This is a genomic window from Enterococcus pallens ATCC BAA-351, from assembly GCF_000407485.1.
GTDB classification, from domain to species: domain Bacteria; phylum Bacillota; class Bacilli; order Lactobacillales; family Enterococcaceae; genus Enterococcus_A; species Enterococcus_A pallens.
Genome location: NZ_ASWD01000005.1, coordinates 88227 through 103476, shown reverse-complemented (window position 1 = coordinate 103476; position 15250 = coordinate 88227). Strand labels below are relative to the sequence as shown.

15 protein-coding genes are annotated in these 15250 nt (G+C 40.0%); 1 reads left to right on the top strand and 14 read right to left on the bottom strand.

The genetic code is table 11. From position 1 onward, the window contains the following. The first annotated feature begins 5 nt into the window (after positions 1-5). On the top strand, positions 6-545 hold the full coding sequence (locus I588_RS20305) for a TIGR01440 family protein (RefSeq protein ID WP_010759014.1): 540 nt from the start codon (positions 6-8) through the stop codon (positions 543-545). Between the two features lie 160 nt (positions 546-705). On the opposite strand, the gene I588_RS20300 is transcribed toward I588_RS20305, so the two are convergent. The 14 genes from I588_RS20300 to I588_RS20235 all read right to left on the bottom strand — a co-directional run bounded on the left by I588_RS20300 (position 706) and on the right by I588_RS20235 (position 15218). Beyond that, positions 706-1218 carry a type 1 glutamine amidotransferase domain-containing protein gene (locus I588_RS20300; RefSeq protein ID WP_010759015.1) on the bottom strand — a complete coding sequence of 171 codons (513 nt, stop codon included), beginning with the start codon at positions 1216-1218 and terminating at the stop codon, positions 706-708. 83 nt (positions 1219-1301) lie between these two features. Next, a complete protein-coding gene (locus I588_RS20295) occupies positions 1302-3545 on the bottom strand; it encodes an AAA family ATPase (RefSeq protein ID WP_010759016.1) in 2244 nt (747 codons plus the stop codon). 18 nt (positions 3546-3563) lie between these two features. Further along, the gene (locus I588_RS20290) at positions 3564-4043 is read right to left on the bottom strand and encodes a DUF6530 family protein (RefSeq protein WP_010759017.1); all 480 of its coding nucleotides are present in this window, start codon (positions 4041-4043) and stop codon (positions 3564-3566) included. A gap of 117 nt (positions 4044-4160) precedes the next feature. Further along, the gene (locus I588_RS20285) at positions 4161-5009 is read right to left on the bottom strand and encodes a DegV family protein (protein ID WP_010759018.1); all 849 of its coding nucleotides are present in this window, start codon (positions 5007-5009) and stop codon (positions 4161-4163) included. A gap of 80 nt (positions 5010-5089) precedes the next feature. After that, positions 5090-6262 carry an LCP family protein gene (locus I588_RS20280; RefSeq protein ID WP_010759019.1) on the bottom strand — a complete coding sequence of 391 codons (1173 nt, stop codon included), beginning with the start codon at positions 6260-6262 and terminating at the stop codon, positions 5090-5092. A gap of 99 nt (positions 6263-6361) precedes the next feature. Next, entirely contained in the window at positions 6362-7201 is an 840-nt protein-coding gene (pheA, locus tag I588_RS20275) for a prephenate dehydratase (protein WP_010759020.1), read from the bottom strand. Further along, on the bottom strand, positions 7201-7701 hold the full coding sequence (locus tag I588_RS20270) for a shikimate kinase (RefSeq protein ID WP_010759021.1): 501 nt from the start codon (positions 7699-7701) through the stop codon (positions 7201-7203). Before I588_RS20270 ends, pheA begins: the two co-directional genes overlap by 1 nt. 2 nt (positions 7702-7703) lie before the next feature. After that, a complete protein-coding gene (gene aroA / locus I588_RS20265; protein WP_010759022.1) occupies positions 7704-8987 on the bottom strand; it encodes a 3-phosphoshikimate 1-carboxyvinyltransferase in 1284 nt (427 codons plus the stop codon). Positions 8988-8991: 4 nt separating this feature from the next. Next, positions 8992-10074: a prephenate dehydrogenase gene (locus tag I588_RS20260; RefSeq protein WP_010759023.1), complete on the bottom strand. Its 1083-nt coding sequence runs from the start codon at positions 10072-10074 to the stop codon at positions 8992-8994. A 14-nt stretch (positions 10075-10088) separates the two neighbouring features. Continuing rightward, positions 10089-11255 carry a chorismate synthase gene (gene aroC, locus I588_RS20255; RefSeq protein WP_010759024.1) on the bottom strand — a complete coding sequence of 389 codons (1167 nt, stop codon included), beginning with the start codon at positions 11253-11255 and terminating at the stop codon, positions 10089-10091. 351 nt (positions 11256-11606) lie between these two features. Then, positions 11607-12389, bottom strand: a complete 783-nt coding sequence (locus I588_RS20250; protein ID WP_010759025.1) for an ABC transporter ATP-binding protein — start codon at positions 12387-12389, stop codon at positions 11607-11609. Positions 12390-12393: 4 nt separating this feature from the next. Continuing rightward, positions 12394-13272, bottom strand: coding sequence for an ABC transporter permease (locus I588_RS20245; RefSeq protein WP_010759026.1), 879 nt, complete (start codon positions 13270-13272; stop codon positions 12394-12396). Positions 13273-13275: 3 nt separating this feature from the next. Further along, positions 13276-14289 carry a tryptophan ABC transporter substrate-binding protein gene (trpX, locus tag I588_RS20240; protein ID WP_010759027.1) on the bottom strand — a complete coding sequence of 338 codons (1014 nt, stop codon included), beginning with the start codon at positions 14287-14289 and terminating at the stop codon, positions 13276-13278. Between the two features lie 353 nt (positions 14290-14642). Then, positions 14643-15218, bottom strand: coding sequence for a hypothetical protein (locus I588_RS20235; RefSeq protein WP_010759028.1), 576 nt, complete (start codon positions 15216-15218; stop codon positions 14643-14645). Positions 15219-15250: the final 32 nt, after the last annotated feature.

Below are 15250 nucleotides of genomic sequence, written 5' to 3'. Positions count from 1 at the left end.
CAGATATGGAAAAAGCAGAATTAAAAGAAACGCTAACGACCATTGTTCAAGATGTTTTAAACGAAGCCGAGTTAAAATCAGGAAATGTATTTGTATTAGGTTGTACTACTAGCGAAATTGTCGGCGGTATGATCGGTAAGAGCTCGAGTAAAGAGGTCGGCGAATGGGTTATCGAAACCTTGAAAGAAATTCTGGACCCCAAGGGTATTTATTTGGCAGTTCAAGGCTGTGAGCATATTAATCGGGCCTTAGTCGTTGAACGGGAACTTGCTGAGAAAAAAGATTGGGAGATTGTTAATGTGAAGCCTGTGTTACATGCCGGGGGTTCTTGTTCTGTTGCTGCTTTTGAGCAATTCACAGACCCAGTCGAGGTGGAACACATTGTTGCTCAAGCAGGTGTTGATATTGGTGATACCTCTATTGGTATGCACGTTAAACACGTTCAAGTCCCCGTCCGACCTTCTATCAAAGAACTAGGCGGAGCCCACGTAACAGCCTTAAGAAGTCGAGCAAAATATATTGGTGGTCCTAGAGCAAGCTACTAGAAAAAACGTCTCTCGAAAATTTTTGAGAGGCGTTTTTTTAATGATTTTGGTTAATAACCTTTTTATTATTGCAGAGAAAATCTATTTTCAGAAGTCAATTATCTTATTCGCTCAATGTAAAAAAGAAGCTGTGACGTCAAACATCACAACCTCTAGATCATTACGCATGAAGAATTTCAATAATTTTCTCGTTAAAGGCTGGAATATCATCTGGATTACGACTAGTTACCAGCTTATTGTCTACCACTACTTCTTCATCTTTTACATTTGCACCTGCATAAGCAATATCAGGTCGAACAGTATCATACGCTGTCATTGTGCGGCCTTCTGTTAGACCCGTTTGAATAAACAACTGTGGCGCATGGCAAATAGCAAACAATGGACGATCATTTTCCAAGAAGTGTGCAACAAAATCTACGAAGCGTTGATCCGCTCGCAATTGATCCGGTGAAAAACCACCTGGGATTAGCAAAGCGTCAAAGTCTTCAGGCTTTACATCATCAATACTGGTATCAATCGTAAATGTATTACCTTGTTTTCCAGTGATTTCTTTGCCTGCTTCCTTTTCAATCAGCACGACTTCATTCCCGTCTTTTTCTAAAGCTTCTTTCGGGGAAGTTAACTCGACATCTTCCACTAGATCAGTAACAATTACTGCAATTTTCTTTGTCATGGGGTATCTTCCTTTCTTGTAGCTTAGTTACAGCCTAACGAAGAAAGAAAAAGATTACAAATAATCTGTTTGCAGAAAAATAGTTAAACAAATCGACTAATTAATTGCAAGAGTTGTTGCGGCATAGTGGATAAATCACTAATATCTACAAAGCGGTCTTCACCGTAAATTGATTTAATAGCTAGTTTATCTTCACCAATTGCACATGCGATAAAAATAATTCCTTTTCTTTCGTAATCAGCAAGAACCTGCTGAATATCTTCTTGGGCTTTTTTCGCTGTGTAATCTGGTAATGCTTTGGGTTGTCCGTCGCTAATATTCAATAAAAGTTTTGTATCTGCCGTCTCATTACTCAACTTCTCAGCTAACAATCGCAGCGGAACACCATCACGATTGTTTTGTCGTGGCTTCATCGTGGCTATCTTGGCAGCTAGAAAATCATACGGATCATTAAATTCCTTATATGAGAACAATGATGTTTTTTCCCGTTGACTGACATCAGCAGAATCCCCATACAAGGTGAAAGGAATATTTATTTTCTCAGCAAATAAACCTAAGGCAAGGGCTGCTTGTTTGGCCTTTTCTATACGATCTTCTCGAACCATTGACCCTGATTCATCTACCCGTACCGCTAAAGCCAGTGAAGGCTGTTCTGTAGGTGGATTTTTCTTATCAAAATTGCGAAGATCACCATAAGCGACTCGTGATGGATTGAAGCGGCTTCCGTAATATTTGCCGCTAGAATAATCGGCACTTTCTTCTTTATCTAAAAGATCATTAATCACCCTGCTTAAGCTTTCAACCTCTGGCAGGACAATTTTAGTTAACTCCTTGCCTTGATCAATAGCTTTAGTGGTAAGTTTAGGCCGATGAACTATGGTACCTTCCTTGGCGTGAATGGTCTCCTTTAAAACAGCTCGAGTTTCTCGATTTAATTCTTTTCGCTGCTGCTTATCCCATTCAGCCATTTCGTCTAAGGATAGATTAGATCCGAGCTTATCCTCTTCTGACAATACTGCTTTTTCGCTCTCTCCATCGGAAGCATTGTGTTTGGTATCCGGAGCTTCTTCTATCATAGCAGGATCCGTTGCCGGCTCTTCTTTTATTGAATCCATTGCTTGTTCTGACTCAGTTTCATTAGCAGGTTCTTCTGTAGGCTCTCCTATTAGTGTCGCATGCTCAGCATCTTGAGTAATATTTCGTTCATCAGCTTCATCAGCACTGATTACCCGACCTTTGTTTTCATAAATAATCGCTTTACTTTTAATCTGCTGCAGCTCAACTAATAGTCCGCTGTCATCAAGAGCGTTGGACAATATTGAAAGCTCATTTTCATCAGTAGTTAGTTTGTACAAGACCTTTGGAAAAATACTTTCCAAGGGATTTTGCCCTTGCTTTAAGCTATTCACCCAAAAGAAGTAAGATCGCATACCAGCAACACCTTTAATGGCATTGGCTTTGGCAGTTTCATCTAATAAGCGAATAATCTTAGCCATGATTTCTAGATAGCGACTATCGTCAAAACCGGTCTTTGCCTGCGCACGCTCCATCATAACTTCTATAGAAGGAAGATCCATTTTTTCAGCATGCTGCACTCGGTCTCGCAAAGATTCGTTTAAAGGACGATTTCCTTGGTAGTTTCGATTGGTGGTAATAATAACCACACAATCAGGGTGACGTCGAATAATCCCTGTAGGAATGTTCAAAATTCCATTGTTTTCCAGCGCAGAGTTTAAAGCGACTAAAACCGACGCATCACGAATAACGGTCGGCTCTTGGATTTCCAATAAATAGCCTTTTTCAATAGCTCGAACAATTTCAGAAGGATAAAACTTGTATTGGATTGGACGATTATCCGCCTCATCAGTGACCCGTTGAATTAATTCAGCAAACTTTTCACGTGCTTTTTCTTGGCTAATGGAGTAATGGCGAACAATCAACTCCAATACACCTTCTAAACAATCAGCCTGATAGATAGCCTCCAGCAATTCATTATCTGTTTCATCGTCTGCAGTCACAACTGGAAGTAAAGCCCCAAAAACATCTGTTTTATCCATATCAGCAAAGCAAGTGACTTTAGTATAGGGTAACTGGAGATCTGCCGACAATGCACGAGCTAGCTGCGTTTTCCCTGAGCCAGCATCGCCTTCTAATAGAACATTCATTACCTTCATTTCGGGATCTTCCCAGTTTAATTTAATCTCAGAAGCAATACGCAGCTCTTCTTCACTAGTCTGGTGACTAGCCGGCTTACGCCAAATCATCTGCTGTTCTACCTTGGAGAAATGACGGCCTTTCGTAACTGCATAAGGAGTTGTTTCCGTCATATAATGTCACACCTTTCTTTAATAACCTAATTCGGTCAGCAGACGCTTCAAGGTTCGGTAGCGTTCCGCCATTAAATCACCATTTTTATTCATCGTATCATTAAATAGGATAATATCCTCATCGATTTTAGGATTTTCAGTGTCGACCTTTACCGTCATGCGGCCGCCTTGCAGACCGATGATATCAACAGTAGGATCTTCTGGATTATAGAATTTTTCGTAGCGATAAGCGTCCTGCAAGTACAGACTTGATTGTGCAACCAAAATCGCCATATCTAAAATCCGGGTAATTGGCAGCTCTTCTGATTGGCGAGACCATTTCTCGCCAGTATGACGCCACACCTTGCCCGAAATATCGACCTTACCACGATCATTCCATTGAGCCAAGCCTAAGGTTAACCCCTTTGCATCGCTTTCCCAGGCATTGTAACCATCAATTTTATCATAATCCTCTACTAAGAAGACTGGCTTGTGTTTCAAATTTGTTGGAATTTTCATCTTTTTTACTCCTTTACTAAATTAGTAAATTACTAAACAACTAAAGCATAGCGAACTACCTATAATTTTACAAACAAAAAAGACCGTTGAGAACAAAAAATTCTCAATGGTCTCTGATTACATACCGGCAACGCCTAGAGCAACAGCCTTATCACCTAAATGGGTACCAATTACTGGACCAAAGCTGCCAATTTCGATAACTGCATCAGGATATTGCTGCTTTAATTTATCGTACTCTACTTGAGCCAATTCTAAATTATTGGCATGAATAACATACAAACGTAATTCTTCAGCAGAATCCTGCCGATGCTGGCCAATAATTTCCTCAGTTCGCTGCAAGGCTTTCTTTAGCGAACGAATTTTTTCGTATAATACAATCTTGCCATCTGTAAAGGTTAAAACCGGTTTGATCTTTAATAAACCACCAATAATTGCTGCACCATTAGTTAAACGCCCACCACGGACTAAATTGTTTAAATCATCTACAATAATGTAGGCATTGGTGGTATCCCTGATGCGGTCTACTCCAGCAATGATTTCGTCCAAATTATTTCCCTGATCCTTCAGTTCCAACGCTTTTTCTACCATATATCCCATTGGAACACTGGTAATGGTTGAGTCGTAAGGAACGATGGTTAAGCCCTTCAGTTCGTCTTTGATCGTATGCAAGGTTCGGACAAAACCCGAAATACCTTCTGAAAGATGAATACTTAAAATTGTGTCATAACCCTTAGCTTGAATATCTTGGTATAAGGAAATTACTTCACCTAAAACCGGTTGTGAGGTTGTTGGGAATTCTTGGCTTTGATTTAATAAACGATAAAATTCATCTTCTTGAATGTTTACCCCTTCTTCAAAAGGCTGGCCATCAATTACAACAGGAATAGGAATGATAAATAAATCCTTATGATCTTTAATGCGTTCATTTAGATAGGCAGAGCTATCTGTCACGATCGCTAATTTCATGATGATTTCCTCGTTTCACTTGAAAATTTGCAATAAATAAAATATAGCATACTCTAGAGGTCAATGGAATCTAAAATCTGTTATTTTGCTAAAAATGATTGAACTGCTTGGGCATTTTGAGCAAAGTCGACATACAAAACACTCCCCGCATTGTAGGTGTCTCCGTAAGACCAAGAACCTTCCACTGGCAAGGTTAATCGTTCAATCCCCATCGCTGTCTTAGCAAAATTAAATGAATTAGCTAATAAGAAGCCATTTCCCATATCTGTAGACAGGTAACCGAAAATCTTTCCAGCTGCATAAGGTCCCCGCAATAAAACTAACGGATTCTTCAGCTGACCAAAAACGGTTTGAATGACTTGCTGCTGCCGTCTCACACGACCAAAGTCACCTTCTTCATCCATTCGAAAGCGCGCATAATTTAACAACGTGTGACCGTTCATCCGTTGGAAGCCTTTAGAAATTGGTTCATCGATATAAGAACTCATATCCTTCTCCGCTTCAATTGGTACGCCTCGTGGGAACATCGCGTCAATCCCCTTTTCAAAGGATTGGAAATCAACCATCGCATAATAACGGCAATCCACACCAAAATTCTCTTTCAAGGTTTGACGTACTAAATCAGCACCTCCGTATGCATAAGCAGCGTTCAGCTTATTCTCGCCGACTCCCGGAATGTTCACATACATATCTCGCATGAAGGAAACCAGCTTCGTCTTGCCTTTACCGTCCACCTGCAAAATCATCATGGAATCAGCCCGACCAGTCACGTTGTCTCGCGTGTCACTGCCTAAAAGTAAGATATTCTTAGTCCCATCTGCTGATTCTACTCCATTAAACTCCTGTGTTTCTACTTTAGGAATTGAGGAATCAAATCGTGCCATTACATTTCCAACTGCGAAGCTTACCACAGAATAAAGCAATAATATAGCAATGATACTAAGAATAATCCGTTTTACACTACGTTTTTTCTTTGGCTTCTTGCCAGTCGGGTAAACATCCGGCCTTTTTGATTTTCGTTTAAAGCGTGGTATTTTTAATGTAGGAAGCTTTCGTTTAGGTTTCGTTTTTGCTTCTGAATAATTGGTTTCCTTCGGTTCTTCATAGGTAGTTTGGGTAACACTTGGCTCTATCGGTGGCGTAGGTTTTTTTTCACTTTCAGACTTTTTACGCTCACGACGAACCAGTGAAGCATTACGTTCAGATTTCTTACTTTCTTCATGGATTTTTTTGTAACGATCCACTCGACTCATTCGTCCACCTCTTCATTCGATGATGATAGTATAAAAATAGCAAATGAATGCTTTCTTGTCTTATTATACTCACAAAAATAAGAAAACCTTAACGTAGTGCTAAGGTTTTCGATAGGTTGGATAGTTTCCTATTAAATTAAAGGGGAAGGACTGTCCGTCCAATTGTTTCAAAGCACTTTCTAGTATGCTCACATCTTCTGGCACCTCTAAATCAATGATGAAGAAGTAGTCACCTAAACGTGTTTTTTGTGGTCGTGATTCAATCTTTGTTAAATTTATTTTCGCTTTAGCAAAAATTTCCAACAAATGATACAACGCTCCGGGACGGTCCATCGGTAAATCGACAATTAAAGTAGCCTTTTGCTGAACAAAAATCAAGTCAGCAGCAATGGGCTCATCTCCTAACAGCCAAAAACGTGTTTCATTGTTGGCGACGGATTGAATATTTTCTTCCACAATAACTAAATCGTACTCTTTAGCAGCCATTTTGGGACCAATTGCTGCATAAATTTCTTCAGGTTGATCAGCAACCTTTTTAGCCCCTAAAGTGGTCGAAGCCATTTGTTCAATCTCCGCATGAGGCATATGATCACGTATGAAAACCTGTGATTGTGCCAAGGCCTGGGGATGGCTACAGATTAAAGTAGCCTTCTGCCAGTGATCTTGGTGATTTTTATGCACCATCAGCTGTTGGGCAATTGGCAGCACTAGTTCCCCTTGAATTGTTGGCAGGGTTTGATAAATGCCATCAATCGTCGGCAAAACCGAGCCCTCAATCGTATTTTCTACTGGCACCATAGCATAATCAATCTGTTTGTTCATGCGAGCATCGATCAACTGGACTAAAGAAGCATAGCTAATCAAATTCCCGCTGGAAAAGTAGCTGCAGGCAGCTGAATGAGTAAACGAACCTTTTGGGCCCAAATAACCAATATCCATTACAGACCGACCTTTTCCATAATCTCAGCAACAATCTCCTGTGGGGTACGATGAGAAGTATCAACTGTCACCTTCGCCAGCTTTTCATACAACTTTTCTCGAGAAAAGAATAGATGCTTAATTTCACCATCGTTTTTGTTGGCAGCATTTGGTCGAATATTTTCTCGGTCATTGCGAATACGCTCAACTAAAACATCTGGATCAGTTTTCAAGTAGACGACCATTTTGTCTGACAAGATTTTTTGGTTTTCTTTTTGTAAAATGACGCCGCCTCCTGTTGCAATTACTGAAGATTGCTGAACAGCTTCCTTTAATAAATTGGTCTCGTGCTCACGAAATGACGGCTCCCCATGCTCTTCAAAATACACATTAATCGGACCAATACGATCTACCAGCACATCGTCCATATCTACTCGCTGATAATTTAGTGTTTCTGCCAGTTCTCTACTTATTGTTGTTTTGCCTGCTCCCATAAACCCAATCAACACAATTGATTCCATTATTACACTCGCTCCTTTATTAATTGATCTAAATCCTTGAAAAAGTCTGGATAAGAAATATTAATTGCTTCTGGATTAGTTAACTCAACGTCTTCCTCAGTTAATAATGCAGCAATTTGCAGCATCATTCCGATGCGATGATCACCATGGCTGTCAACCGCTGCTCCGTGTAAAGGAGTCGGACCGTGAATAATCATGCCGTCCTCCGTCGGTTCAATGTTGGCCCCCATTTTATTTAATTCATCTGCTGTTGCATCGATGCGGTTAGTTTCTTTGACTTTTAATTCCTGAGCATCCTTAATAATTGTCGTACCTTCTGCTTGAGTTGCTGCTAAGGCAAGAATTGGCAATTCATCAATTAAACGAGGAATAATTTCTCCACTGATCTCACAAGCGTTTAATGAACTAGTCTCCACCAGTAAATCAGCTGCTTGGTTTTTTTGATCCTCATTTGTACGAGTAATCTTGGCCCCCATTTGTGCCAGAACATCCAATATTCCTGTACGAGTAGGATTAACGCCAACTTTTTTCAAGCATAATGAACTATTTGCTGCTAACAATGCGGCAACTAAGAAAAAAGCTGCCGATGAAATGTCCCCAGGTACATGAACCTCTTGTCCCGTTAATTGCTGCTTACCAGGAAGTCGAATTTCTTTGTCGTTAACCGTGATATTGCCGCCAAACTGACGAATCATTTGTTCTGTGTGGTTGCGTGAACATTCTTTTTCAATTACAGTTGTTTCACCTTCAGCCTGTAGTGCTGCAAACAAAATCGCGGACTTGACCTGTGCACTGGCAATTGGCATTTGATAGTCAATCGCTCGCAACGTGCCGCCTTCTACTGTAATAGGCGGATACTCTGTTTCTTGGTTGCCAGCTAGTACGGCCCCCATTTGACGAAGTGGTCCCATTACTCGTTCCATTGGACGTTTGTTTAAAGAGCTGTCCCCTTGGATCGTTGAGTTAAAGGGCTGACCAGCTAAAATCCCCAGCACGAGACGCATCGTAGTTCCTGAATTTCCTGCATCGAGTACTTCAGTTGGCTGTTTTAAGCCTTCAAATCCCTTCCCGTGGACGGTTAACACACCATCTTTTTCTTCTATTAAAACGCCTAACTTTTTAAAAACAGCGACAGTACTCAAACAATCCTCAGCCTTTAAAAAATTATGGATCGTTGTATTTCCATGACTGATTGCTCCAAACATCACGCTACGATGGGAAATCGACTTATCTGCTGGAACAATTAATTCACCTGTTAGACCTTTTGACTTTGACATTAAACGCATGGTATTAACTCCTTATCCGACAACTAAATTTTTCTGCTTCCACAAACGCTTTGCCTGCTAATAAATCTGCTTTATTTTTAAAAGATAGTTCTAAAACTCCAAAAATATCTTCTCGTGTTTCTTGAATTTTCAAGTTGATAATTGAAATTTTATGCTGGCTCAAAACGGTTGTTACTTGAGCAACTGCTCCAGCAATATCTGGAATATCTACTAATAAATCGTAAAAGGCTGGAATCGCACCTCGATCCTTTTGCGGAAGATGATCGCGGGTTTCCTTCGCCTGAGCAAAGAATTGATAAATTGCCTGCCTGTCATTCCTTTGCAATTGCTGCTTAATTTCGTCCATTTCTTGCTGCCAATCATCCATTAGCTTCAGCAATATTTTACGATTCGTCAACAATATATCCGTCCACATTTTAGGATCGGAAGAGGCGATCCGGGTAATATCACGGAATCCGCCTGCTGCTAGTTGGTTTGCCCTCGGATAGGTGGTCGCCAGCTGATCACTCATTTGCATTAATCCTGAAGCAACAATGTGAGGCAGGTGACTTAACACCCCTACCATCTCATCATGGCTTTCAGGATCTAAAACTACAAATTTAGCTCTTGTTGGCGTTAAAAGCTCAATCAATTCTTCTACAGCCGTTTGTTGCTCCCCAGTTGGCGTCAAAATGTAATAAGCTTCTTCAAAGAGATTAGGATTTGCTGCCTTAACCCCCGATTTATGTGACCCTGACATCGGGTGTCCCCCTACAAAAGTAAAGGGGAGTGTTTTGGCTAATTGAACGACAGCCGATTTTGTACTGCCTACATCGGTAACAATCGCATCTTTTTTTAATGGAAGCTCTGCTAAGCTTTGCAAATAGTCCATTGAAACGCTGACTGGTACCGCCAAGATGATAATGTCCATCTCTACCGCTGAGGATAATCCCTTAGCTACCTCATCTACAATACCTGTTGTTTTTGCAATCTGACAGCTTTCTTCTTGAAAATCCCAACCGTACAGTTTAATGTCAGGCTGCTTAATAGCTCGGCATAAGGAAGCACCAATTAGACCTAAACCTACGACAAAAACTTTCTTCTCCATTTGAGACAACCTTCCTAAAATGCTAAATGCTGTTTGCGCATCTCATCTACATTTTGAACTAGATCTGCGATATTATCTGAATGAAACTGCTCCAGAATTTCAGTAGCAATAACCGTGGCTACTACATTTTCTGCTACAATAGCTGCTGCTGGTACTGCTGTACTGTCAGAACGTTCCACACTTGCTTTATAAGGTTCTTTTGTATCAATATCAACACTCATTAGTGGTTTGTATAATGTAGGGATAGGCTTCATAACTCCCCTGACAATAATCTGTTCACCATTGGTCATGCCGCCTTCGAATCCGCCTAAATGATTTGATTTGCGTTGGTAGCCTTGCCCCTCTTGCCAAGTAATTTCGTCCATTACTTCAGAGCCAGGTAAATTTGCTGCTTGGAAGCCTACGCCAAACTCAACACCTTTAAAGGCATTGATACTAACAATTGCTTGAGCAATTTTACCATCAAGCTTGCGATCCCATTGAACGTAGCTGCCTAAACCAGCGGGAACATTTTCTAAACGGACTTCTACTACGCCACCGATAGTATTGCCAGCTTTTTTCGTTTCATCAATTTTGGTTTTTACTGCTTCTTCAATCGAAGGATCTACCATGTTTACCTCAGAAGCCGCAGCAGCCTGCTGAATTTCCTTAACACTGATTTCTTCAGGGACTTTGGCTTCAATACCACCTAAATTTACAACGTGGCTGGCGATTTCAATGCCTAACGCTTTTAAAATCTGCTTGGCTAAGCCGCCAACTGCAACCCGCATCGTTGTTTCTCTAGCAGAAGAGCGTTCTAAGATGTTTCGTAAATCTCGATGCTGGTATTTCATTCCACCTACTAAATCAGCGTGTCCCGGACGAGGTTTAGTTACTTTGCGTAATTGAGTATCCTTTTCTGCAACTTCTTCTACTGACATGACGGTTTGCCAGTTTTTCCAGTCACGGTTTTCGACGATCATGGTAATGGGAGAGCCCAAAGTTTTCCCATGGCGAATGCCAGAGGTAATCTGAACCTGGTCCTTTTCGATTTTCATTCTGCCACCGCGGCCATAGCCGCCTTGTCGTCTAGCCAACTCCTGATTAATTTCATCCAAAGATACCGCTATTCCTGCTGGTACTCCTTCAATAATTGCTGTTAATTGTGGCCCGTGTGATTCTCCTGCTGTTAAATAACGCATCCTTCATTCCTCTTTCTAAACCTGAATTTCAATCGACAAAAAAGACCCGCTTGTAGGCAATACATCTACAATGGGTCTACTAAAAGAAAAAAGCCATTATAGATGAATCATCTACATGGCTTTAAAGTCAATTTAAAGTTCTTCAGCCATCATAGATACAAACGTGCATTGTTTGCATCCATGAATTCATGAATACAAACCTATCTAAAATAGCTAAAGTAAGAATTATTCAGTTGTGGATGTCTAGTTGTTTGCATGATCATCGCTCCAAACTGATTTCTGATTGCACTAAGTATAAATTTCTTTAATTTACTTGTCAATGCTTTTTTTGAACTTTTAGTTCATCAGACCTTAGCTATTTTCCTCTGCCGCTTCCTCTTCCTCAAAAAATAAGAACAAATCAGTCAAGGAAAGCTTAGCTTTTTCCTCACCCTTTAAGTCTTTGACGATTCGACCCTTTTGCATCACAATTACTCGGTCACCATAGTTTAGGGCATCCTCCATTTTGTGAGTAACCATTAAACAAGTGAGTTGTTCTTCTTTGATTTTCTGATCAGTTACCTTCATTAATTGTTTTGCTGTTTTAGGATCTAAAGCTGCAGTGTGTTCATCTAATAATAGCAAATCTGGTTTGGTTAAGGTTGCCATTAGCAAACTTAACGCCTGGCGTTGACCGCCAGATAAAAATCCTGTTGGTGTATCTAAATGATTTTCTAAGCCGTTGCCAACTTGGCTGCACAATTGATGATAGGCCTCTCGTTTTTGTGATAAGCCCCGAGGCCGCAGCGCACGTTTTTGGCCGCGCTTTTCCGCTAAGCCTAAATTTTCAGCTACCGTTAAACGAGGAGCCGTTCCCATTTTAGGATCTTGAAACACGCGAGAAATGTAATTGGCTCTTTTTTCTTCTGGCAGCTTGGTTAAATCGTTGCCCATAACCGAAACAGTTCCGCTATCCAGCATCATCGTTCCCGAAATACTGTTGAACAAAGTACTTTTTCCAGCACCATTTCCGCCTAAAACGGTCACAAATTCTCCTGGTTGAATGGTTAAATCAACGGAGCGCAGAATTTGGCGTTTGTCGTTGATACCATTGCGAATGGTTTTGGTTGCTTGTTTAATTTGTAATGCCTCCATCTGCTTACTCCTTTTCTAATCCTGTTTTTAAGTTTAGCGCTTCTTTCAAGCGTGGAATCATTAGGCAGATTGCCAAAATGATCGATGAGAAGATTTTCAAATAAGTTGTATCCAGTCCTAGTTTAATAATTAGCAGGATTAATAATTGATAAATGACACTTCCTAAAACAACTGCGATTAACCGTTCACCAAAGGACAATTCGCCATACAATACTTCCCCAATAATAATTGAAGCTAAGCCGATTACAATTACACCGATCCCTTTGCCGATATCAGCATAGCCATCATTTTGAGCAATTAAAGCTCCTGATAAAGCTATCACACCATTAGATAAGGTCAGACCAATAACTTTCATGCGATCTGTATTAATCCCAATTGAACGTGCCATGTTTTCATTATCACCAGTCGCAATGTACGCTTGGCCAAAGTCAGTGAAAAAGAAGAACAGCAGCAAAGCAATAATTAAACTGACTGCTATCAATCCTAAAATGACAATATCATAGTGATCAGGCAAGTTTAAACGAGTGAAAAAGTCTTGAATCTTTGGTTTGCCCAGCAATGACAAGTTTGGTGTCTGCATGATAAACAGCATCACTGAGTTTAAACCTGACATAACTAGGATTCCTGCCAAAATCACTGGAATTTTTCCTTTAGTATAAAGCATACCGGTAACAAAACCTGCACACATGCCGGCCAAAATACCTAAAAGTGTTGCTAGCAAAGGATGAATTCCCTGCGTGATTGCTGTTACACATACGGCTCCTCCTAAAGGAAAAGAACCTTCAGTTGTCATATCAGGGAAATTTAGAATGCGATAGGTCATGAAAATACCTAAACCTAAAATCCCCCATAAAAAACCTTGTCCAATTGCTGAAATGACCATTTTCTATTCTCCTTCAACTAATTTCGCTTCTTTTTTAATATCCTCTGGAATGGTAATACCTAATTCGGCAGCTTTCTTCTCGTTAATAATCATCTCACCATAGTCGATTACGTTAACTGGTGTATTACCAGCATCTGTATTGCCATTTAAAACATCAGCTGCCATTTTACCTGTTTCAACGCCTAAGTCGAACTGATTTTGCCCGATGGTAGCAATTCCTCCTTCATTTACCATATTGTCTACAGATACAAAAACGGGTGTTTTCGTTTTATCAGATTCATTGATAACTGTTTGAAATGCATTTGCGATAATATTATCTTGTGGTACGTAGATAAAATCATTCTCTGCAGCCGCAGATTGGGCTAATTGTGCGATTTCATTACTTGAAGATACCGCATAACGAGTCGCTTCGTAGCCTTCTTTTTTGGCCATTTCTTCTGCCTTATCAATTTGTGATTGTGAGTTTTCTTCAGAAGAAGAGTATAATAAAGCAATTTTCTTTGCTTCTGGGAACAAGGCTTTGATTAATTCGAATTGCTGACCAACTGGTGCCAAGTTATTTACACCAGTAACATTCCCGCCAGGTTTTTCCAAGCTGTCTACTAAACCAGAACCAATTGGATCACTAATGGCACCCATGATTACTGGAATGTCAGAAGTCCCATTCGCCAAAGCTTTTGCAGCTGGTGTTGCAACGCCCACTAACACATCTGAATTTTTATTTAATAATTGCTGAGTCATTGTGTTTAGCTTACTTTGATCACCTTGACCGTTTAAAAACTCAATGTTGATATTTTTACCATCTTCATAACCCTCTTGCTTTAATCCTTCTATTACACCATCGGATATTTGATCCAACGAAGGATGACTGATAAATTGCAGAATGCCGACTGTCTTCATTTCTTCCTTCTGGCCAGCTTCTGTATTGTTTTGTCTTGAACCCATTTGGTAAGCAAATACTCCGATTAGTACCACGGCTAATGCAATGATTGATCCGATAATCCCTTTGTTTTTCATAAATAATTCCCCCAATTTTTTAAGTAAATGTCTATTTTTAAATACGAAAAAGGCAACTACCTCCACAAATGGCGGCAGTTGCCTAAACAGACAAAAACCGCATAGATTGCTCTATGCGGGAAACGACACAAAAAGTACCAGCGCATAGATACACAATTTAGAGATAGTCTAAACGTTGTATCTATGAAGTGAATTCATAAACACAACTTATCTACGCCAGTTTTGCCAGCTATTCAATTGAACGGATAAGTTTGTATTCATCATGAATGTCACTCCTTCTTTGATATTGACAATAGTCTATCGAAAAATCAGAGAGCTGTCAATGCTATTTATTAAAAAAAGATGAAATTATTTTAGTTATTCTCATTTTGATCTTTTAAACGCCACATCGGCAAACGGTTTAACTCGGGAACAAATTCCTTATTTAAATCCTTCAAATCCTCCACTACAAAGCGATTTTTTTCTTGACCCTTTTGAAAAAAAATAAAGGTGACTTTAGTTGGATCTATGTTATAAACCTCTGCAATTTTACTACTGTTATAAACCAATGGATAATAGTAAAAAGTCCGGTTTAGCTCTTCTTCTTGCTTGGGATTGTCTAAAATCGTTAATACATTCTCTAACGAATCCCCATGTGGCTGAGCAAACATCACCGATATTGCTTGGCTCTCTTTGATGGCTGCATCACCTTCTTCATACGCAAAAGGAGTGATATGCTTTGATTGAATCTGTTGGTTTACCAAGGTATTTAATTCGTCCTTGCGTATACTTTTTTGGGCATAACCCACACTCACCGAAAAAACAATTGAAAAAATGACCAAGCTTGCTGCTATCGTCAATGATTTCTTCTCGTTTTCAGATACAGCCTGAAGAAACAACTGCCACCCAGCAGTTAACCTATCCTTCACTGTTACCCAGAAATTCTTCATTTGCTTCCCTCCTGCATTTTATTATAATCGTT